Genomic DNA, 19,495 nt, shown 5'->3' with positions numbered 1-19,495 from the left:
CCCGCCAAACAGGCGACGATCTACCGGATGGTGATGCCGGAACATACCTGCCCTTTCGGGCTGAAGGCGAAGGATCTTCTGCGCCGGGAAGGCTATGCGGTCGATGACCATTGGCTGATGACGCGGGAAGAAACCGACGCTTTCAAGGCGAAGCACGGCGTCAAGACGACCCCGCAGATCTTTATCGCCGGGGAGCGGGTCGGCGGCTATGACGATCTGCGCCGCTTCTTCGGCAAGATGGTCCGCGACCCCAAGGCCGTCACCTATCGCCCGGTGATTGCCGTGTTCGCGATGACGGCGCTGATGGCGCTCGCCGCCAGCTATGCGGTACTCGGCACGCCCTTCACGGTGCGGGCGGGTGAATGGTTCATCGCGTTCTCGATGTGCGCTCTGGCGATGCTCAAGCTCCAGAACGTCGAGAGCTTCTCGAGCATGTTCCTCAACTACGATCTGCTCGCGAAGCGCTGGGTGCCCTATTCCTATGTCTATCCCTACGCGGAAGGAGCGGCGGGCGTCCTGATGGCAGCCGGCGCGTTGACCTGGCTGTCGGTGCCCGTCGCGCTCGTTATCGGTACGATCGGCGCGGTGTCGGTGTTCAAGGCCGTCTACATCGACAAGCGTGAGCTGAAATGCGCGTGCGTGGGCGGGGACAGCAACGTGCCGCTCGGCTTCATCTCGCTCACCGAAAACCTGATGATGGTCGCGATGGCGCTGTGGATGATCGCTGCGCCGCCCGTGCTGGCGATGGCGCACTGACGCGAAGGTCGGCACGCGTCGTCAATGCGGGCTGATCGCCGTAACTTCTGCCGTCATACCCTTCGCCTTGGCGGTGAATGCGACCCGCTGCCCCGACCGCAGTCCCTTGAGCAGGGTCGGGGGGGATGCCCGGAAGGTCATCGTCATTGCGGGCCAGCCGATCGTCGGGATCGGGCCGTGCTTGATGGTTACGGTTCCACCTTTCGCGTCGACGGCAGTGATCGTCCCCGATCCGCTGCCGGATTTTACAGCCGATGCAGCCGGCCTGCTGCCTTGAGCAAGAGCGCTCGCTGCGATCGGCGTGACTAGTAGCATGAATGCGGCGCGCATGGAGAAAGTGGCTTTCATCAGATCTTCCTTTCGGGGCGGGTTGAAGCTCGCCGCCGCAAGAGCAAGTAGGCGGCTGGCAGGATGAACATGGAGAGGAAAGGGGCGGTCAGCATTCCACCGATCATCGGCGCGGCGATCCGGCTCATCACCTCCGATCCGGCGCCATGCCCGATCAGCACGGGGAACAGCCCGGCGACGATGACAGCGACGGTCATCGCCTTGGGACGTACCCGCAACAGCGCGCCCTCCCTGATCGCTTCCGATACTTGCTCGCCCGACGGTGACGGCCCGCGCTCGGCCAATGCGTGTTTCAGGTAGATCAGCATGACGACGCCGAACTCCGCCGACACGCCGGCGAGCGCGATGAACCCGACACCTGTGGCGACCGATTGCGCATAGCCGAGCAGCCATAATGTCCAGATGCCGCCGGTCAGCGCGAAGGGCAGTGTGCCCATGATAAGCGCCGCCTCGTCGAGGCGACCGAAGGTAAGGTAGAGGAGAAGGAAGATGATCGCGAGTGTCGCCGGCACGACGAGCATCAACCGAGCCTCGGCACGCTGCAGATACTCGAATTGTCCGGAATAGGCGATCGAGACGCCGGGGCTGAGCCGAACATCTTTGCCAACAGCACGGCGCAGATCGGCGACCGTGGAGGCCAGGTCGCGCCCGCGCACGTCGACATAGACCCATGTCGAGATTCGACCATTTTCCGTCTTGAGCATCGGTGGACCTTCCGCGATCGACACGGATGCGACGGTGCCGAGTGTGATCTGCTGACCCGATGCGGTGACGATTGGGAGAGTTCGCAGTCCCTCCAGACTGTCACGCAGCTCGCGGGGGTAGCGGACGCTGATCGGGTAGCGGGCAAGGCCCTCCACCGTCTGGCCGATCGTCTCGCCGCCGATCGCGCCGGACACAATCTCCTGCACATCGGCGATGTTGAGACCGTAGCGCCCCGCGGTCACCCGATCGATATCGACATCGACATAGCGGCCTCCGGTCAACCGTTCTGCCAATGCCGAGCTGACGCCCGGCACGGTCCTGGCGACACGTTCGATGCTGCCGGCGATGCGGTCCAGCTCGGAGAGGTTGGACCCCGACACTTTCACCCCGATGGGACTCTTGATGCCGGTCGCGAGCATATCGATCCGATTGCGGATCGGAGGCACCCATACGTTCGTGAGGCCGGGCACGCGCACTGTGCGGTCCAGCTCCTCCACCAGCTTTGCCGGCGTCATCCCCGCGCGCCATTGATCGCGCGGCTTGAATTGGATGGTCGTCTCGAACATCTCGAGCGGTGCCGGGTCGGTCGCGGTCTCGGCGCGCCCGGCTTTGCCGAACACGGTTTTGACCTCGGGAACGGTTTTTATCAGCCGGTCTGTGCGCTGGAGCAGGGCCGAGGCGCTCGCGGCCGAAAGGCCGGGAAGCGCGGACGGCATGTAGAGCAGATCGCCCTCATCCATCGTCGGGATGAACTCGCCACCCAATCGGGTCAGCGGCCATGCCGTCGTCGCCAGTACCAGGGCGGCGATGCCGATCGCCGCCCAAGGCCGCGCCAACACGCGGTCGAGCGCCGGGCGATAGGCACGGGTGAGCACGCGGTTGATAATGTTGTCGTTCTCGGCCGGAATGCGTCCCCGGATCAGCCATCCCATCAGGACCGGCACGAGCGTTACCGACAGGATCGCCGCTGCCGCCATCGCATAGCTCTTGGTGAAGGCGAGCGGGGCGAACAGCCGTCCCTCCTGCGCTTCGAGCGTGAACACCGGCACGAACGACAGCGTGATGATGACGAGGCTGAAGAACAGCGCCGGCCCGACCTCGGCCGCGGCCTCGGTGATGACGCGCCAGCGTTCCTCGCCCGCCAGCGCCACGCCCGGATGGTCGTGTTCCCATCGCTCGATCCGCTTGTGCGCGTTCTCGATCATCACGATCGCGGCATCGACCATCGCGCCGATCGCGATGGCGATACCGCCCAAAGACATGATGTTGGCGTTCACCCCCTGCACACGCATGACGAGCAAGGCCGCGAGCACCCCCAGAGGCAAGGTGACGATCGCGACCAGCGCAGACCGGACATGCCACAGAAACAACCCGCAGATGATCGCGACGACGACGAACTCCTCGATCAGCTTGCCCGTCAAATTCTCCACCGCGCGGTCGATCAATTGCGAGCGGTCATAGGTGGTGACGATCTCGACGCCGGGGGGAAGGCTCGCTTTCAGTTCCGCGAGCTTGGCCTTGACGGCTTCGATCGTCTGCCGTGCATTCTTGCCCTGACGCAGGATGACGACTCCGCCCGCGACCTCGCCTTCGCCGTTCAGCTCGGCGATGCCGCGGCGCATCTCGGGGCCGATCTGGATCGACGCGACGTCGCCCAAGGTAACGGGGACGCCGGCACCGGCGACCTTGAGCGGGATCGCGCGGAAATCGTCGACGGTGCGCAAGTAACCTGACGCGCGCACCATATATTCGGCTTCGCCCAGCTCGAGGACGGACCCGCCGGCCTCCTGATTGGCGCGGCGAATGGCATCGACGGCCTGAGTGTGCGTGACACCGAATGCGGCGAGCCGCGTCGGGTCGAGCAGCACCTGATATTGCTTCACCATTCCGCCGATGCTCGCCACCTCCGCAACGCCGGGCAGCGTTTTCAGTTCATAACGTAGGAACCAGTCCTGCAAGGATCGGAGCTGCGACAGGTCACGGCGGCCGGTGCGGTCCAACAGCGTGTATTCATAGACCCAGCCGACCCCCGTCGCATCAGGACCCAGCGCGGCCTGCGCGCCTTGGGGAAGCCGTCCCTGCACCTGGCTCAGATACTCCAGCACGCGTGAGCGCGCCCAATAGAGGTCGGTCCCATCCTCGAAGAGGACATAGACGTAGCTGTCGCCGAAGAACGAATAGCCGCGCACGGTTTTCGCGCCAGGCACGGACAGCATCGTCGTGGTGAGCGGATACGTCACCTGGTTCTCGACGATCTGCGGGGCTTGGCCCGGCCAGCTCGTGCGGATGATGACCTGCGTGTCGGACAGGTCGGGGAGCGCATCGACGGGGGTGGCACGCATTGCGAACACCCCGGCCATGGCGAGCGCGATGGCCGCCAGGACGACGAGGAAGCGGTTCGCGACCGACCAGCGGATGATCGCGGCAATCATCGCCCAGCCTCGCGCGTCATGCGGCGCAGCGTTGGACCATCGGCGGGTTGATCAAAGCCGAACCGCACCCGCTCACCCTTGCGATACCCACGCACCAACGCGGGATCGGCGACGCGGAACGTCATTGTCATGGCCGGCCAGCCGATCGCCGGAACGGGCTGATGGGACAGGGTGACGGAACTGCGATCGATCGCCTCGATGCTGCCGACCGTCTCGTAGATCGACGCGGTGGGTTTCACGGCCGGCTTTGTTGCGGGTGACGCTTCGACACCAATCGGACGCGCATCGAGGCCAGCGAGGCTCGCTTCGGAGTCGATCAGGAACTGGCCCGACGCCACAACCTTCTCACCCTCGGTCAGGCCGGCGACTATCTCGGTTTTGCCGCCGCCTTCTGCGCCAGTGCGAACCTCGGCGGGTCGAAAGCGTCCACCCGGCCCTGCCAACATGACGAGTGTGCGCCGGCCGGTCCGGATCACGGCCTCACTCGGAACAAGGAGTGCATCGCGGCTCCCCTGGTCGAGCGCCACGCTGGCGAACATACCGGGGCGCAACCGGCCGGCACGGTTGGGGAGCTCGACGCGGATTGTGAGCGTGCGGCTCGCTGCCTCGGCCTGGGGCAGGATCGCAGCGATGCGGCCCCTGAAGCTTTCGCCCGGGAAAGCCGCCAGCGTGGCGATGACGGGCGTGCCGATCCGCAGGTTTCCTGCGAGGGCCTCAGGGACAGCCGCGTTCAGCCACACGGTGGCGAGGCCGTTCACCTCCGCCAGTGTCTGTCCTTGCGCGACCGTCATCCCCTGTCGGACGCCGAGCGTCTTGATGACGCCCCCCACGGGCGTGCTGATCGTCGTCACACCTTGCGGTCGGCCGCGCCACTCCGCCGATGCAATCGATCCGGCGGGCATCCCGAGAAGCAACAGGCGCTCTCGTGCCGCCCGCGTGAGCCCGGCATCCCCGGTGCGGCGCACGGCGAGATACTCCGCCTGCGCGCCCGCCCATTCGGGCACAAGGATATCGGCGAGCGGGGCGCCTGCCGGCACGACATCGCCTGGCGCGCGCGCATAGACGCGCTGAACGAAGCCGCCGCTGCGTGCCTGCACGACCGCAACGTTGCGGTCATTGAACTCGATGCTGCCGGTTGCCGAGGCCGAGTTTGACAACGATCCGCGTTCGACCGTGACGATCCGCGCGCCGAGCCGCTGGACGCTGGCCGGATCGATCGCTACGCCCGGTGCGGCGCTACCGCCTGCGCCCTCGTCGGCATAGCGGGGGATCAGTTTCATCCCCATCGACGAGAGACCCGGGCCGTCGTGCCGCTCCCCCGGGATCATCGGATCATACCAGTAGAGGATCTTCTTCTGCGGGGCTGGGGATGCCGTTTGATCGGCAGCCGAGGACGTGCCAAGTTTCGCGAGCCCGAAGCCCACGCCCCCTGCGACCAGCACCAGCGCGCTTACCGCGGTGACAAGGCGGGCGCGGGTAATGGTAGTGTCGCTCATCGATCGGCGCTCCCGAAGGTAATGGTGAGGCGGACAGAGTCTGCGGCGACGAGCGCCTCACGGTCGAGCACGGTCAGCTCGGCGTCGGCGAGCGCGGTCTTGGCTTCGATGGCATCCGCAAGACTCGCGCGACCGGCAGAGTAGCTCGCTATCTCCAGATCGGCTCGCTTCCGAGCGAGCGGAAGGAGCACGTCGCGCGCGCGCTGCCATTGGCTGTGATGCATTTGGTGGTCCGCCAGCGCGGCCTCCAGATCGGCTGCCAATGTGCGCCGGGTTTCTTCGCGCGCGGCCTCGGCCTGCGCCTGTGCGGATTTGCGGGCTTCGATGCGCGGGTTCTGACGCGATCGAGCGAACAGCGGCAGGCTCATCGAAACTCCCGCCGACACCATGTCGCCATACCGGGGGTCACGGCGTTGATAAGCTACCTCTACCCCCCAATCGGGTCGCTTCTCCGCTCGCGCCGCATCCACGTCGGCCTGGGCGCGCTGAATACCGGCCTCGGCGAGAACCATGTCGGAGTGAAGGCTGAGCGCGTCCCGCAGCCGCGCCGGAGCCAGATCGATCGCGGGCATATCGCCGGCAATCTCGGGCGCCGATACGCCGGTCCAGCGAGCCAGCATCGCGCGGGCGCGCGCAACGGCGGCCATCAACTCGTCGCGGCGGTCGTCGAGTGCCGCGATCTCCTGATCGGTCGTCAGTGTCTGACCAGGGCGGACCGAACCGGTCGTCACGGCGGCCCGCGCAGCGGAAGGGAGAGATCGAAGGAATAGCAGAACGGTGTCGAGGGCAGCTAGTCGACGCTCGGCATAAGCAAGGTCGATCCATGCCTGCCCCGCTCCCAATCGCACCTCCCGGAGCTTGGTCGCTTGCGATGCTTCTGCCGTTGCGATCACGGCGCGTGCCTGCGCTTGCGCGGCATGACGCTTGGCAAGGTTGGGTAGGTCCTGTTGGAAACCGACACGCCCCATCGTCATGTCGTCTCTGGATAGGGAGAAGGCGGGTGGCCCAGAGACAGGATAATTCTCGATTCCGATCGACACACGGGGGTCCGGAAGGCTTCCCGCCGCACGTGCATCGGCTTGGGCGGCGCTGACCCCCGCGCGACCGGCAACCGCTCCCGGGGCGTTGGCAACCGCATCGCGCAGCGCTTGGTCATAGGTAAGTGTCTGCGCGTGCGCGGCGCTCGTCGTGAGCGCGGCGACCGCGAGCATCATGGATGCGCGCATCCCTCTAGTCCCTTCATGTCATAATGATGGCCGGGCTCCAAATGGTTGATCGGAGCCCGGCACCTGTTCAGGCTCGCCAGCTTAAGTTGACTGGCCGCCCTTCATTGACATGCAGGCGTCGCGACCGCGTTCCATCATCGGGCACACGCAGGCGCTCGACTGGGGAACGTCCGTAACCCATACGCGACGTGGGGCTTGAAGCGGCGCCCGCGGGCCCGGCTGGTAATTGGAACGCCACTCCCAATGACCATTGCTTTTATTTTCAGATGTGGCCGCCGTCGCTGCCGACGCGGCGAGGCTAGCGGCAAATACCGCCAAGATGAACGTTTTCATGTCACTTTCCAATTTGATCGAGATTTAAAATCGGCAGAGCCGCAACCGGCGAACGGCTGCAGCCTGACACGGCTTGACTCGATCAAACGGTAGGCGGTTCGGGCTCGGGAGCGACGTTGAGGCCGGCAAGTGCCCGGCTGGCAGGCCAGATAACGATTTGAGATGCGATCGAGCGCTTCAGCACTCTTGCCGGCTTCTCAAACGTCATGGGAACAACGCATCCCATTTGGGCGATACACGCCAGCGTCAGTCCTTTGCATGGGTGTTCCGATGACGGATCCGGGGTCGCCATACCCGCGCAATCCATGCGGGATGGGGTGACATGGCTCATCGCCATCTTGGGTGAGAGCGATGGGCCGGCCGCATACGCAATTCCTTGGCCCAAAAGGCCAAGCAACGCTCCAACAAGAAGCAAGAGAGAAAGACGAGCTTTCAACACCCGGATACTATCCCAATTGTCAACGCCGAGGTCAATACGGGTGGTTTGCCGGGTGCCGTAGTGCCGGCATGAAGCGCCGGGGAAGATTTGCCGCTCACAAGACAACCTGTCGTTTAGGCGCCGTGGCTAGCAAAGACACGCCGGCCAGCGGCACCGAACGCAATGACGTCATAGGGCTGGGTTCTCATGCCGGGCACCTCCATGCCCGGTGAGCCCATCGGCATTCCGGCCACGGCCAAGCCGCGCACGCCTTTAGGATGCTGGGCCAGCGCGCGCTTCATGTCCGCGATCGGGACATGTCCCTCAAACGCCATGCCGTCGATGATCGCGGTATGGCAGGACGCGAGGTCAGCGGGCAGGCCGATCTTACGCTGCAGCACCTCACGGCGATCATCGTCGATGATCTGGACCTTGCGGCCGAACTGCTGACGCACCTGCGCCGCCCATTTCTCGCAACAGCCGCAACCCGGATCGCGGTGCATGGCGATGTCGGCCGCGGCCGATGCGACCGCTGGGATGGTCATTAGCAAGGCGGCGACGGCGCCACGAACACCATTCTTCATCATCAGCTCCTAAAAGGAAATCCCCGCCCTGCCGGGGGGTAGGGGGATCGACAGGGCGGGGCAGCGCTCCCTTATTGCGGGCGCTTGCCGTGCTTGCTGAGCCACGCCTGCAGCTCGGCAATATCCTTTTCCTGTTTCGTGATCGTCATCTGCGCCATGCGCTTGGTCTCGGCGTCGCGCGCGTCACGCACCGCAACGCGCGACATGGCGATGGCGCCTCGGTGATGCTCGATCATCTTGCGCGTCCACATTTCGGCCGCGTCGCCCTGCTTGGCCGCCATCATCTTCTGATGCATGTCCATCTCGGCCTGGCCGTAGGGATTGCCGGCCATCATGCCCGCCATGTCGTCGTGGTTCATGCCGGCCATCTGACCGTGGTTCATGCCCTGCATTCCGCCGCTCTGCTGCGCGAGGGCGGGCGTGGCGAGCAGCGCCAAAGCTGCGAATGTTGGTGCAAAGCGCATTATTGATCTCCCTGGGTTCTAAGACTTCTACGCGTGCGAGGCGGCTATCCCTCACCCGGGGTGCTAGAACGCGCGAGAAATTGTCAGGAAACAGGACTTTATTTCCGAGGGCTACGCTCCTGAGCCGCGTATATTATGCCTCGATCACGATGTTGCGACGCCGCGTTTTGGGCCATCGCATGTAGAGAAGCACTGCCCCCCCTAACCAAAGCGCAAGCCCACCGATCGCGAAGGCGAGCAGCCAGGGCGTGTTGAAGTTCTCGTGATTCGTCCAATCCATGATGTGAAGGCCCCAGAAGAAGTCGTAGAGCCGCCAAGTGCCGGTTCGGACAGCCGAGATCCGACCGGTGTCGGCCGCGACAAAGACGCGGGTGGAATCGAGGTCGGCGAACGCGACGCGCCAGGCGGGGAGCGTGCCGCGATATTCGGGGCTGGCGCGCTCGATCCGCTCTACCTTCGCCGCTGGTCGAGCACCGCCACGCCATGCCAAACGCGCGATCTCCTCGGCCTCACGAGCCGTTGGTGCTGGCAGCGCTTGGCCCGTCGCGGCGTCGAACAGGCGCGTTCCCTTGGCTGTCGCGACCTCGGCGACCGGGCGGCCAAGCCACATGCGATAGGTGATGGCCTCGATGGGCGCATCTGCTGCGCCTACGATCGCCGATGGTGGGGCGAACGTGCTGCCGCGGGGAAGGGGCGCCGCGGCTTTGCGGTCAACGAGGTGATCGCCATGCACCCGATCGATCGGCAGGAAGCTCATCAGGGCGCCGCTTGCGAACCATAGCAGGAGCTGCGCGCCGATGATGATCGCGAGCCATTTGTGCGTGCGGCTCGCGAGTAGATGCAGCCTCAGTTTCGCGCTTTTCAGAACCACTCCTCCCTCAACCTCGTCGCCGGGGTCACTTCATACCCGGCATGTCCTTCATCATCTCGTCGTGATCGGCCGGGGCGCTCGCGACCAGTGCCTTATACTGTTCGGGCGTCATGCCGGGGAGCTTGCGGACGAACGCGACCATATTCCAAATTAGGGGGTCGGGATGCGTCTTGCCCCATGCCGGCATGGCGCTGAGCTTCACCCCGTGCTTGATGATCCAGAATTGCTGGGCGGGGGTGAGATCTTGAGCGCGCGCGAGTTCCGGCGCCTGTGGATAGAGGCCCTGGCTCATCTCGGATTTCTCGACGCCGGGGCCGAGATGGCAACCGGAACACATTTCTCCGTAAAGGCCCGCGCCGACTGACACGCGCTGCGCCGATGCCAGATCGGCCGGGGGTGTTATGCCGCGCGCGCGTGCCTCAATCGACCGATCGCGCAGGCGTTCGAGCATTGAATAGACCGCCGGCGTGTGCGGTTCGTCGGCCGCGATGTTATACACGCCAAGGTAGATAAACGCGGCTGCGCCCAGCGCCAGGACGATCGCCAGGGCGCCTACGAACGGCAGGCTCGGGAAGTGCTGCCTTATCGAGCGCCTGCCGTCTTGAGCCATCTGTTCCTCCATCGATCAGAACCAGACACGAACGCCGGCGACGATGCTCTTGGACGTTGCGCGATCCCCATCGGCGCGCGCGTAGCGGGCGGTGTCGCCGAAGCGGCGATCCCATGACACGCCGACATAGGGGGCGAACTCGCGCCGGATCTCATAACGCAGCCGCAATCCAAGCTCGGCGTTGGATAGGCCCGATCCGATCCGGTTTTCCGGCACGTCCTGCGCAGCGAAATTGAGCTCGGCGCGCGGTTGCAGGATCAGCCGCTGGGTGATGCGCTGGTCGTAATAGCCCTCAAGCCGCCCTAGCAGGTCGCCCTTGTTGGACAGGAATACCGCGCCCTCTAGCTCGAAGAAGCCCGGTGCCAGCCCCTCCAGCCCGACGGTCGCATAGGTGCGTTTCGGGGACGGCCCCAAATCCTGGCGGACACCCGCTTGTAGATTGAAATAAGGGCCAATGGTCCGGCTATAGAGCGCCTGCACCTCGGCGCTCTCGATGCCCTCGCGGAAGGCTCCCTCGCCCTCAGACTTGATGAAGAGGCGGTTGATGTCACCCCCGAACCACGCCTCGCCATCCCAGCGATAGCCGTCACGACCGTTGCGGAATTGATACTCAGCGAGGTTCAATAGCACCTGGCTGAAGTTTTGACCGCCGTGATGCTGCTGAAGGTGATGGCGACCCATCGCCATCGCGTCCGCGCCGTAAACGCTGTCGGCCGCATGGTCGGTCGGCAGGGGCGGGGCGGGGGCGTTTCCTGCGGGAAGCGCGGTGCCAGTCTGCTGCACCCCATCGGCCGCCATGCCTGGCATTCCGGCCATTCCCGACATGCCCTGCATGTCGTGGCCGCTGTGCTGGTCGGCTGGCATGGTCATCCCCGGCATCGCCGAATGGTCCATGCCCTGCATCGGCTGCTGGGAGCCCTGAGGGACCGTTTGGCCGTTTCCGGGCATCTGCATCCCCGGCATGGCTTCCATGCCCTGCTGTGAGCCCTGCGGAGCCGCATGGTCCATGCCGGGCATAGACGAGTGATCCATGCCCGGCATGGTCCCGTGATCCATACCATTCATGCCGGCCGTTGGCGCGGCGCGGCGTTTCGTCGTCGAAGCTGATGGTCGCCTCGCAGGAGCTGACCTAGTCTTGGCCGGCTTGCCTTTGGCCGTGGGCTTCACCACCGGCTTCTTTTTCGCAGGCATCGGCATGGTCATGCCCGGCATTGCCGAATGATCCATGCCCTGCATCGACTGAGCGGCGACAGGACCGGCGATGCCGAGCATGGTGGTGGCGGCGAGCGCCGCGGTCAGCCGGTTCATGCCGCCTCTCCCGCGAACGGGCGAACGGTGACGACGCGCATCATGCCTGCGGTCATGTGGTAGAGATTGTGACAGTGGAACGCCCAATCGCCGGGTGCATCGGCGGTCAGATCAAAGGTCATCTTGCCTCCAGGCGGCACGTTGACGGTGTGCTTGCGCGGCGCATGATTGCCGTGCCCCGTCACCAGCTCGAAGAAATGGCCGTGGAGATGGATGGGGTGCGGCATCATCGTATCGTTGACCAACGTCACCCGCGCCCGCTCGCCTTTGCGGAACGGGATGGGGTCGGCGGGATCGCTCAGCTTCTGCCCGTCGAAGCCCCACATGTAGCGCTCCATGTTACCGGTCAGATGGATCTCGAACTGACGCGACGGCGCGCGCACGTCGGGGTTGGGCGCGAGCGAAACGAGGTCGCGATAGGTGAGGACGCGGTGATCCAGGCCCCCCAGACCCTGGGGCGGTTCACCGCTACGGTCCTTCGGCATCGGGGAGATGGTCTGCACGCCCGGCCCCATCTTCACGCCCGGCGCATTCTTCGGGTCGCGCATGTTCATGTTCATGCCGCCACCCGACCCGTGGTCCATCCCGGCCATGCCGCCAGCCTGGCCCGATCCGCCCGACATGGCACTATGGTCCATGCCGGCCATGCCAGCACCGCCCGCTGCCATTTGGCTATGGTCCATCCCGGGCATTACAGCGCCGCCCATCTGGCTGTGGTCCATGCCCGACATGCCGGACATGCCCGCCATCGCTGCGCCTGCCGCGACCGTCCCGTGATCGGTCGGCCCCTTCCAGCCCGTCAGCTTCCAAAGATTGCGCGAGGCGTTCTGCATCAAGGTGGGGTCCGGCCCGCGCGTGGCGACCGGGCTCTCGTCCTTCATGCCGGACATGCCCTGCATCCCGCCCATGCTCCCCATGTCCATGCCCATATCGGTCATGGTCAGCAGCGTGCGCGGACGAAGCGGCGGGACCGGGGCGACCATCCCCTCACGCGGGGCGAGCGTCGCCCGGCCCATGCCGGAGCGATCGATAGCCTCGGAGACGAAGCTGTAGGCCCGGTCCTCGGGCGTCACGATCACGTCGAACGTCTCGGCAACGCCGATCTGGAACTCGTCGATCTTCACCGGACGGACATTCTGCCCATCGGCCTGCACGACGGTCATCGGCAGGTCGGGGATGCGGACGTTGAAGTTGGTCTGCGCCGCGGCGTTGATGATCCGCAAGCGGACCCGCTCGCCCGGCTTGAACAGCCCCGTCCAGTTGTCATACGGCCCGTAGCCGTTGACCAGGAAGGTATAGGTCGAGCCGGTGACGTCGGCGATGTCGGCGGGGTCCATTCGCATCTTTCCCCACTCGATCCGGTCCTTGAGCGGCATTTCCCGACCCGCGAGCAAGCCCGCGAGGGTCGGCCGCTGATAGTTGAAATAGGCGCCGCCCATCTGCTTCAGCTTCCGGAAAATCTGCTCGCCGGTCATCTGGCTGTGGTCGGACAGCACGATCACATGCTCGCGGTCGAACGCGATCGGATCGGCACCGGCCGGGTCGATCACGATCGGCCCGTAAAGTCCGCCCTGCTCCTGCTCGCCGGAATGGCTGTGATACCAGTAGGTGCCCGACTGGATGATCGGGAACTCGTAGATGAAGGTCGAGCGCGCCTTGATGCCGGGGAAGCTGATGCCGGGCACGCCGTCCATCGCGAACGGCACGAGCAGCCCATGCCAGTGGATCGAACTGTCCTCGTCGAGATTGTTGGTGACGGAGAGGCGGACCTTTTGCCCCTCCTTCAAGCGAATGAGAGGGGCCGGCACCGTGCCGTTGACGCCGATTGCGGGCGTCGACTTGCCGTCGACGGGAAGTCTGAAACTGTCGATCGTCAGCGCGATGTCAGTGCCCGAGACGGTCGGCAGCGGTTTGACGATCCCGCCCGAGACAGGCTGCGCCCACGCGGGCATATAGGCGGTCAGCGCCATGCCACCGCCAGCAAGGGCGGCGCCGCGAAGCATCTGGCGGCGATCGATAGTGCGGCTCATACGGTCCTCAAGGCTCTCGAACGGGAGTGTCCCTCTAGCCTTGATACGCAGCTCAGGGCGCTATCCCTCAGCGCCCGCCCAATCGCTCCAGCAACTTCGATCGCGCGCGATAGAGGCGGGTTTCTACCGCCTTTTCGCTGATCGACAACACTGCCGCGGTTTCAGCCTGGCTCAACCCCTCGATCGTGCGCAGCACCAAGGATTCCTTCAATGCGGTCGGCAAGCCCGCAATGGCGCGCGTCACGCGGTCGAGTTCCTGTCGGTCGCCCGTCGCGTCGTCGATCGCCACCTGGTCGTCTGCAATGGCTTCGGCTTCCGCGCCGATCGGTGCGGCGAACGCCAGAAAGCGCCGCACGGTGCGCTTGCGCCCCCAATCGCGGCACTTGTTGATCGCGATCGTCGATAGCCACGCGCGCATCGATCGATCGCCGTCGTAGCGGGGCAGGGCCTGATGCGCCGCGACGAAGGTCTCCTGCAGAAGGTCCAGCGCCTCGTCGGCCTCGCCGACGCACGCGCGCACCATGCGGAAGATTGACTGCCGATGGCGGCGCATGATCTCGGCGAAGGCGGCTTCGCGCCCGGCGATGCTGAGGGTCGCCAGCTCGCCGTCCGTAAGCGTGGTCCAGTCGAGGCTCACGCGCCGAACCTCAACGTGCGTCGTCGGTGAGCGCCTTCACCACGGCCTGATCGAACTGGCCGGTCTGATTGGGCCGCAAGAGCTGGCGCATGGCGAAGATGTGCGCCAGCGTCGCTTTCTGGAGCTCGCCCATGACGGCGTGGCTCTGGTCGACCGCTGCGGCGACGCGCGGCCCGTTGCCATGCTCGGCCTCGATCGCTTCAGCGAGCCGGGCATTGTTCGCCCGCAATTCCAGCTCGAATGCGCGCCGCTGCACGGCGAAACGCTGCTCCAGCACTTCAAGTCGCGCTTCCTGGTTGGCGTCCAGCGCCAGCTTATGATGCAGCACGTCGTGCAGCTCCGAGCCGGGCTGGGCACGTGGCGGAAGTAGCGCCCGCCCCACGAACACACCGATGATCGCGGCGATGAAGCACGCGACAATGCCAAGCAGAAGGCGGATGCGGCCGCTCATTGCACGCCGACGAGCAGCGTGGAGGGCGCGAGCGGCGACACCGGCCCCAAGGGCGATAGCGAAGCCGCGCTGGCTTCCTTCGCGGGCACACCGGCACCGAAGATGCCCATGACGAGCGCCGCAGCGATCGTCATTGCCCCAACGCCTAAGCCGGCGCGCGCCGCTGGACGTGCGGCGACCCGCGCCAGCACGCGATCTTCCATGCCATCAAGGCTCGCGGGCACGGGTGCTTGCGCCAGCCTCATCAATACTGCGTCGAGGTCCATGTCGTTCACTCCACCCCTCTAGCATGGATTACGCAAGCGACGCGCCCATCCCTCAAATCCATCCGTGAGGGGTGGTCGATCGGGGCGCGTAATGAAGGACAGGAACCCTCCTGTCGAAAGGCCCCCTATGCGCCGCCTATCCGTTCTGACTGCTGCTGCCGCTCTCGTCATGTTCGCCGGAACGGCGAACGCCCATCCTAAGCTGGTGTCGGCATCGCCGGCCGCCAATGCGACGGTCGCGAAGCCCGCTCGTATCGAACTTCATTTCAGCGAGAAGCTGATGCCAGCCTTCTCCAAGGCCGATCTCACGATGGCAGCGATGCCCGGCATGGCAGCCATGAAGATGGCCAGCGCCTCCGCGCTCTCGTCCGATGGCCGGACCCTCGTCATCACCCCGAAATCGCCGCTCCCATCGGGTCGGTATAGCGTCGCGTGGAATGTCGTCTCGACCGACACCCACAAGGTCGCAGGAACCTACGTCTTCGCGGTGAAGTGAGGCGATGGGGGACTGGTCGCTTATCGGCGTCCGCTTCGCGCTCTACGTGACGCTGGCTGCGCTGTTCGGCCTTGCCGCATTCAGCCTTTATGGGCTGCGGGCGCGCGAGCGCGGCGACGCGCTCGCGCTGCGTCCCTGGTTCATCGCCAGCGCTGGCCTGAGCCTGTTGTTTTCAGGCGCCTGGGTCGTGCTGATGGCCTCCTCAATGGCCGGAACGCCGGCCTGGCCGATCGACCGTGAAGCAGTCGGCGCGCTGCTCACCGGCTCTGCGATCGGAGCAGCATGGAAGCTGCGCATGGTCATGGTGGCCCTCGCGGCGCTGGCAGCGCTGGTCGCGGGCGGGCGCGGCATCTGGCTGAGCATCGTCGCGCTCTGCTCGGCCGTGGCACTCGCAACGCTGGCGTGGACCGGACACGGCGCGATGGACGAAGCCGTGATGGGCTGGGTCCACCTCATCGTCGACATTCTCCATCTGATCGCCTCGAGCGCTTGGGTTGGCGCACTACTGGGGCTGCTCCTGCTCGTCTCCCGACCCGCGGCGCGCGTAGACGCGGCGCATCTGGGGCTGACGCACCGCGCGCTGCACGGGTTCGGCGCGATCGGGACGGTTGTGGTCGGCACGATCCTCGTCACCGGCCTGGTCAATGGCTGGATGCTGGTCGGGATCGGCAACCTCGCCACGCTTCCTGCGACGCTCTATGGTCAGCTCCTGATCGCAAAGCTGGCGCTGTTCGTCGCCATGCTAGGGCTCGCCTCGCTCAACCGCTTCCGGCTCACGCCGGCATTCGAGCGGTCGATCGCAGCGGACGATCACAAGGGCGCCCTCGGCGCGCTGCGGACAAGTCTGGCGATCGAAACCGCCTGTGTCATCGCGGTTCTCGGGCTGATCGCCTGGCTCGGGACGCTCGCGCCGCCTGCATCGGCGATGTGATGCGCGGCCGGGGAGCCCTCGCGGTCCCCGGCCGTTCACGGGGCCGCGCCTGATGGATCAGTCGATCCTGCTCGACGAGACGGGGAGGATGCTGGCCGTGGCCGGCCTGATCTGCGTGGTGCTGCTCGTGCCGATGATGATCGTCGGGCTGATAATCAGCATCATCCAGGCGGCGACGTCGATTAGCGAACAGACGCTGAGCTTCGTGCCTAAGCTGATCGCGCTAGGCGTATGTTTGGTGATTTTCGGGAGCGCAGCGACCGAGCTCCTGACCAAGTTCACGGCCGAGCTGTTCGCTGTGATCGCGAGCATGGGCCGTTGATATGCAGATAGCTGCGCGGGCGGGCGACCGCCCGCGCAAGCCCCGCTATGCCGCCATCCGATCGCAGGAATCGGCGCACTTCCGGCACGCTGCCACGCAATCCTCCATGCCGCCCAGGGCCTCGCAGCTCGCTGCGCAAGCCCGGCAGATCTCGGCACACTCGCGGCAGATATGCTGATGGTGGGCGGACTTGCGCGCCATGAAGTCGATCGCAACCGCGCAAATTTGCGCGCAGTCGGCCATGATCTTCATATGCTCGGGCGCGGCGTGCTGGCCGCCCATTTCGAGGCAATGGTTCATCGCCATGTGAAGACAGGTCACATGGCATTCGTGGCAGGCGTCCATGCACGCCTTCATGCCGGGGTCGATCTGGTGCATCGCATTATCTCCGTATGAGCCCCCGCCTATTCCTAGATACGCGCGCCGCGCGATCACCCCTTGCCGCGATCTCCGTCGTTCGCGGCAAGTTACATGGCCCACCGACCGAACAGCGTCGCAACGATGATGCCCGCGCCAAGCATGATGAGCGTCAACACTGTCATCGCGGCGATCTGAGGTCCGGTCACGCGCGCGCCGGCCGCCATGCCGCTCATCCCTGCCATTGCGTCGTGTCCCATGTCCGGCATCGGCGTGGCCGATTGCCGGTCCGCGCCGACTTCGTGTCCGCCATGCCCCAGCGCGCGCACCGTGCCCATGCCGTGCTTCAAGCGCACGCCAACCAGCCAAAGGTTGATCGGATAGGCGACTGCGAACCCGACGAGTGTCGCCAGCGACATGACGCCCCAAAAGCGGAGCGAGCTGGCGTGCATCGCGGCCATGTCGCGGCTCATCAACACCACCATCGTCGGGATCATGCCGGCCATGACGGCATTCATCGACAGCCATTCGGGGATGAACGACATGCGAAGCGCGCCCCAATAGGAACCGCCCGCCATGTCGCGCATGAAAAGCGCCTGGAAAATCAGCAGTCCGAACGCGAAGCCGAACACATATTCCGCGATCACGTCCTGCCACATCGGCAGGCCGAGCGCCGTGGTGATCGCGGCTGCGGCGATGACGCCGGTTGCATCGCCCGCCATGCAATGGATGGCCGAGCCGAACGCCTGCTTCCAGAGCGGTCGAACGAAATCCTCGTGCCGCTCGTTCGCCGGCTCCTGGCAGGACAGGACATAGGCCGCGGCCATGATCGGGCCACCATAGAGCGTGACCAACAGCCACCCCCATTTCATCACGCGCAGCTCGGGGTTGCGGGTGAAGGCATCCCACGCGACGTAAGCGACCGAAAGGGCGGTCAGCACGAACCACCCGATCAGCACGGCGTCGAGCCAGGGGGCCGGGGATGGCATCGTCACGGCAGCACTCCTCTACATGCTAGAGGATACGCGGCTCTCCGGATCATCCCTTGCGCGGAGCGGGCTAGGCGAGCTTGCTGGAAACGGCCTTGATCGCTTTCAGTCCCGATCCGAACCGCGCGATGGCCTCCCGGTTCTTCTCCAGCTCGCCATAGGGCAGGTAGGATATGTCGAGGTCGGCTACGCGGCTGAACGCGGGCCGCTGCAACTGCGCGCGAACGTCCGTCTCGCGCGCGTCGGGCGCGACAAGGAACAGCCCCGCGGTCGCGTGAAGGTCGCCACCGCTCAAGGCCAGGTCGAGCATCCTGACGATGCCCGAATAGATCGAGGTCGAATGCTCCACCTCGAACGCCGCGGCGACATGATCGCCGGCCTTCTCAAGCCACAGCACGTCGATCAGCCGGATCGAGTCAGCGCCCTTCGACGTCGCGATCGTGTCGGGCAGGCGCTCAAGGCATCCTGCGCCCAAGGGTGATCCGTCGAAGGCGCGGCTGCGGTCGTTCGCGGCGATCCATACGTCATAGCCGAGCGCCAACCCTAGATCGCGAAGCCATGCCTGGATTTCGGTATGGGTGCGCTCGTTCTCGCCCTCGCGCTGAGCGGCCTTGCTGAGCGTGCGCGCTTCCTCGCGCGCCGCCTCAAGCCGCTGCCCCCAGCTCGCCAGCGTCGCGCCGCTCACGTCGAGGGGCGGAGCCGGATAGCGATCGGAGCCGATGTCGAACAACAGACCGCCGATCGCGCCTAAATCATTCGATAGCAGCTCGCGGAAGCGGTCGTTGAGATCGAGGATGCCGGTCCGCATCGCCAGAAAATGCTCCCAGCTCCCGAGCTTCACATTCGCCCCCGTCAGCGCGTTGTAGCCCTTAACGATTGCGGTGTTGAAGGGCGGCACCAGCGTCGGGTGAAGGAAGTAGAGGAGGTTGGCGACCGCCGGACCCAGCCCCTTGATCTTCAAACGGTCGATCGCGTGGATATGGCTGATGATCTCCTCGGCCGTGTCGCAACAGGAACAGGCGTCGAGCAAGCGGCCGAACGCGCGCTGATTGTCGGGGCTCTCGTAAATGTCGGGGATGCGGAGCTTCGGCTTCCAGAGGAACGCATGGTCCGCGCCCTTGAAGATTTGCCGCTGCTCGGCGACGGAATGGACGACGGTTTCGAGCGACGATCCGCGGTAGGCGACGCCGAACGTGCCGCGCTCGATCTCGCCGACAACCTGGGTGATGCCGCGCCGGATTGATCGGAAGTTCTTCAACCGCTCGTCCCAAAGAAACCAGCTCCGATAGGTCGCGCCCTGATCGTCACGCCAGCGGGCAATTAAGCGGCGCACCAGGCCGTCATGGTCGGTGCCAGTAGAAAGACTGTCGATCTGCGCTGCCATATGTCCCCGATTGCCCCCGGCCCGCGTTTGGCGAGCTAGTAATAGACCTAAGCTGCGGCCCTTATGGCGTCGAGGGTGTAG

Annotated in this window: 20 protein-coding genes; 4 read left to right on the top strand and 16 right to left on the bottom strand. The window is 65.3% G+C overall.

Features of this window, described 5'->3' with window-relative positions:
- Positions 1-756: glutaredoxin family protein (locus Q0579_RS02705; protein WP_298808806.1), on the top strand; the 756-nt coding region annotated here is incomplete at its 5' end.
- Positions 757-777: 21 nt separating this feature from the next.
- Here the strand turns inward: Q0579_RS02705 and Q0579_RS02700 are convergent.
- The 13 genes from Q0579_RS02700 to Q0579_RS02640 all read right to left on the bottom strand — a co-directional run bounded on the left by Q0579_RS02700 (position 778) and on the right by Q0579_RS02640 (position 14,935).
- A complete protein-coding gene (locus Q0579_RS02700; protein WP_017980774.1) occupies positions 778-1,104 on the bottom strand; it encodes a copper-binding protein in 327 nt (108 codons plus the stop codon).
- Positions 1,104-4,241: an efflux RND transporter permease subunit gene (locus tag Q0579_RS02695; RefSeq protein ID WP_298808802.1), complete on the bottom strand. Its 3,138-nt coding sequence runs from the start codon at positions 4,239-4,241 to the stop codon at positions 1,104-1,106. Before Q0579_RS02695 ends, Q0579_RS02700 begins: the two co-directional genes overlap by 1 nt.
- Positions 4,238-5,737 carry an efflux RND transporter periplasmic adaptor subunit gene (locus tag Q0579_RS02690; RefSeq protein WP_298808800.1) on the bottom strand — a complete coding sequence of 500 codons (1,500 nt, stop codon included), beginning with the start codon at positions 5,735-5,737 and terminating at the stop codon, positions 4,238-4,240. The genes Q0579_RS02695 and Q0579_RS02690 overlap by 4 nt, the downstream gene beginning before the upstream one ends.
- Complete coding sequence (locus Q0579_RS02685; protein ID WP_018251210.1) at positions 5,734-6,951, bottom strand: TolC family protein; 1,218 nt, start codon at positions 6,949-6,951, stop codon at positions 5,734-5,736. Before Q0579_RS02685 ends, Q0579_RS02690 begins: the two co-directional genes overlap by 4 nt.
- A gap of 897 nt (positions 6,952-7,848) precedes the next feature.
- On the bottom strand, positions 7,849-8,298 hold the full coding sequence (locus Q0579_RS02680) for a DUF411 domain-containing protein (RefSeq protein ID WP_024310685.1): 450 nt from the start codon (positions 8,296-8,298) through the stop codon (positions 7,849-7,851).
- Positions 8,299-8,369: 71 nt separating this feature from the next.
- A complete protein-coding gene (locus Q0579_RS02675; RefSeq protein ID WP_042469554.1) occupies positions 8,370-8,762 on the bottom strand; it encodes a DUF305 domain-containing protein in 393 nt (130 codons plus the stop codon).
- Positions 8,763-8,895: 133 nt separating this feature from the next.
- Positions 8,896-9,633: a PepSY domain-containing protein gene (locus tag Q0579_RS02670; RefSeq protein WP_017980780.1), complete on the bottom strand. Its 738-nt coding sequence runs from the start codon at positions 9,631-9,633 to the stop codon at positions 8,896-8,898.
- A gap of 25 nt (positions 9,634-9,658) precedes the next feature.
- Positions 9,659-10,243 carry a cytochrome c gene (locus tag Q0579_RS02665; protein WP_024310687.1) on the bottom strand — a complete coding sequence of 195 codons (585 nt, stop codon included), beginning with the start codon at positions 10,241-10,243 and terminating at the stop codon, positions 9,659-9,661.
- Positions 10,244-10,258: 15 nt separating this feature from the next.
- Positions 10,259-11,551: a copper resistance protein B gene (locus tag Q0579_RS02660; protein WP_024310688.1), complete on the bottom strand. Its 1,293-nt coding sequence runs from the start codon at positions 11,549-11,551 to the stop codon at positions 10,259-10,261.
- Positions 11,548-13,581, bottom strand: a complete 2,034-nt coding sequence (locus Q0579_RS02655) for a copper resistance system multicopper oxidase (RefSeq protein ID WP_017980784.1) — start codon at positions 13,579-13,581, stop codon at positions 11,548-11,550. The genes Q0579_RS02660 and Q0579_RS02655 overlap by 4 nt, the downstream gene beginning before the upstream one ends.
- 67 nt (positions 13,582-13,648) lie before the next feature.
- Entirely contained in the window at positions 13,649-14,218 is a 570-nt protein-coding gene (locus Q0579_RS02650; protein WP_017980785.1) for a sigma-70 family RNA polymerase sigma factor, read from the bottom strand.
- Between the two features lie 10 nt (positions 14,219-14,228).
- A complete protein-coding gene (locus Q0579_RS02645) occupies positions 14,229-14,669 on the bottom strand; it encodes a periplasmic heavy metal sensor (RefSeq protein ID WP_017980786.1) in 441 nt (146 codons plus the stop codon).
- Positions 14,666-14,935 (bottom strand): hypothetical protein, encoded by a 270-nt coding sequence (locus tag Q0579_RS02640; RefSeq protein ID WP_020486670.1) that lies wholly within the window; start codon positions 14,933-14,935, stop codon positions 14,666-14,668. The genes Q0579_RS02645 and Q0579_RS02640 overlap by 4 nt, the downstream gene beginning before the upstream one ends.
- A 127-nt stretch (positions 14,936-15,062) precedes the next feature.
- Here Q0579_RS02640 and copC point away from each other — a divergent pair, with 127 nt between their 5' ends.
- The 3 genes from copC to Q0579_RS02625 are packed head-to-tail and all read left to right on the top strand — an operon-like array spanning position 15,063 to position 16,684.
- Complete coding sequence (copC, locus tag Q0579_RS02635) at positions 15,063-15,431, top strand: copper homeostasis periplasmic binding protein CopC (protein ID WP_020486671.1); 369 nt, start codon at positions 15,063-15,065, stop codon at positions 15,429-15,431.
- Positions 15,432-15,435: 4 nt separating this feature from the next.
- Positions 15,436-16,362, top strand: coding sequence for a copper homeostasis membrane protein CopD (gene copD / locus Q0579_RS02630; RefSeq protein ID WP_298280904.1), 927 nt, complete (start codon positions 15,436-15,438; stop codon positions 16,360-16,362).
- 52 nt (positions 16,363-16,414) lie between these two features.
- Entirely contained in the window at positions 16,415-16,684 is a 270-nt protein-coding gene (locus tag Q0579_RS02625; RefSeq protein ID WP_017980790.1) for a flagellar biosynthetic protein FliQ, read from the top strand.
- Positions 16,685-16,729: 45 nt separating this feature from the next.
- Here the strand turns inward: Q0579_RS02625 and Q0579_RS02620 are convergent, their stop codons facing one another.
- From Q0579_RS02620 to Q0579_RS02610, 3 genes are all read right to left on the bottom strand, one after another.
- Entirely contained in the window at positions 16,730-17,062 is a 333-nt protein-coding gene (locus Q0579_RS02620) for a four-helix bundle copper-binding protein (RefSeq protein ID WP_017980791.1), read from the bottom strand.
- An 89-nt stretch (positions 17,063-17,151) separates the two neighbouring features.
- The gene (locus Q0579_RS02615) at positions 17,152-18,030 is read right to left on the bottom strand and encodes a DUF4396 domain-containing protein (RefSeq protein ID WP_017980792.1); all 879 of its coding nucleotides are present in this window, start codon (positions 18,028-18,030) and stop codon (positions 17,152-17,154) included.
- Positions 18,031-18,100: 70 nt separating this feature from the next.
- Positions 18,101-19,414 (bottom strand): hypothetical protein, encoded by a 1,314-nt coding sequence (locus Q0579_RS02610; RefSeq protein ID WP_017980793.1) that lies wholly within the window; start codon positions 19,412-19,414, stop codon positions 18,101-18,103.
- Positions 19,415-19,495: the final 81 nt, after the last annotated feature.

The sequence above is a fragment of the uncultured Sphingomonas sp. genome, assembly GCF_936927845.1.
Classification (GTDB): Bacteria; Pseudomonadota; Alphaproteobacteria; order Sphingomonadales; family Sphingomonadaceae; genus Sphingomonas.
The sequence above is the reverse complement of the archived record's forward strand: the minus strand, read 5'-3'. Positions and strand labels throughout refer to the sequence as shown.

What these genes read in the sequence shown, in the direction of transcription:
- Q0579_RS02700 (WP_017980774.1), bottom strand. Translation starts at nt 1,104, where the DNA reads ATGAAAGCCACTTTCTCCATGCGCGCCGCATTCATGCTACTAGTCACG.
- Q0579_RS02695 (WP_298808802.1), bottom strand. Translation starts at nt 4,241, where the DNA reads ATGATTGCCGCGATCATCCGCTGGTCGGTCGCGAACCGCTTCCTCGTC.
- Q0579_RS02690 (WP_298808800.1), bottom strand. Translation starts at nt 5,737, where the DNA reads ATGAGCGACACTACCATTACCCGCGCCCGCCTTGTCACCGCGGTAAGC.
- Q0579_RS02685 (WP_018251210.1), bottom strand. Translation starts at nt 6,951, where the DNA reads ATGATGCTCGCGGTCGCCGCGCTCACGACGAGCGCCGCGCACGCGCAG.
- Q0579_RS02680 (WP_024310685.1), bottom strand. Translation starts at nt 8,298, where the DNA reads ATGAAGAATGGTGTTCGTGGCGCCGTCGCCGCCTTGCTAATGACCATC.
- Q0579_RS02675 (WP_042469554.1), bottom strand. Translation starts at nt 8,762, where the DNA reads ATGCGCTTTGCACCAACATTCGCAGCTTTGGCGCTGCTCGCCACGCCC.
- Q0579_RS02665 (WP_024310687.1), bottom strand. Translation starts at nt 10,243, where the DNA reads ATGGCTCAAGACGGCAGGCGCTCGATAAGGCAGCACTTCCCGAGCCTG.
- Q0579_RS02660 (WP_024310688.1), bottom strand. Translation starts at nt 11,551, where the DNA reads ATGAACCGGCTGACCGCGGCGCTCGCCGCCACCACCATGCTCGGCATC.
- Q0579_RS02655 (WP_017980784.1), bottom strand. Translation starts at nt 13,581, where the DNA reads ATGAGCCGCACTATCGATCGCCGCCAGATGCTTCGCGGCGCCGCCCTT.
- Q0579_RS02645 (WP_017980786.1), bottom strand. Translation starts at nt 14,669, where the DNA reads ATGAGCGGCCGCATCCGCCTTCTGCTTGGCATTGTCGCGTGCTTCATC.
- Q0579_RS02640 (WP_020486670.1), bottom strand. Translation starts at nt 14,935, where the DNA reads ATGGACCTCGACGCAGTATTGATGAGGCTGGCGCAAGCACCCGTGCCC.
- copC (WP_020486671.1), top strand. Translation starts at nt 15,063, where the DNA reads ATGCGCCGCCTATCCGTTCTGACTGCTGCTGCCGCTCTCGTCATGTTC.
- copD (WP_298280904.1), top strand. Translation starts at nt 15,436, where the DNA reads ATGGGGGACTGGTCGCTTATCGGCGTCCGCTTCGCGCTCTACGTGACG.
- Q0579_RS02625 (WP_017980790.1), top strand. Translation starts at nt 16,415, where the DNA reads ATGGATCAGTCGATCCTGCTCGACGAGACGGGGAGGATGCTGGCCGTG.
- Q0579_RS02620 (WP_017980791.1), bottom strand. Translation starts at nt 17,062, where the DNA reads ATGCACCAGATCGACCCCGGCATGAAGGCGTGCATGGACGCCTGCCAC.
- Q0579_RS02615 (WP_017980792.1), bottom strand. Translation starts at nt 18,030, where the DNA reads ATGCCATCCCCGGCCCCCTGGCTCGACGCCGTGCTGATCGGGTGGTTC.
- Q0579_RS02610 (WP_017980793.1), bottom strand. Translation starts at nt 19,414, where the DNA reads ATGGCAGCGCAGATCGACAGTCTTTCTACTGGCACCGACCATGACGGC.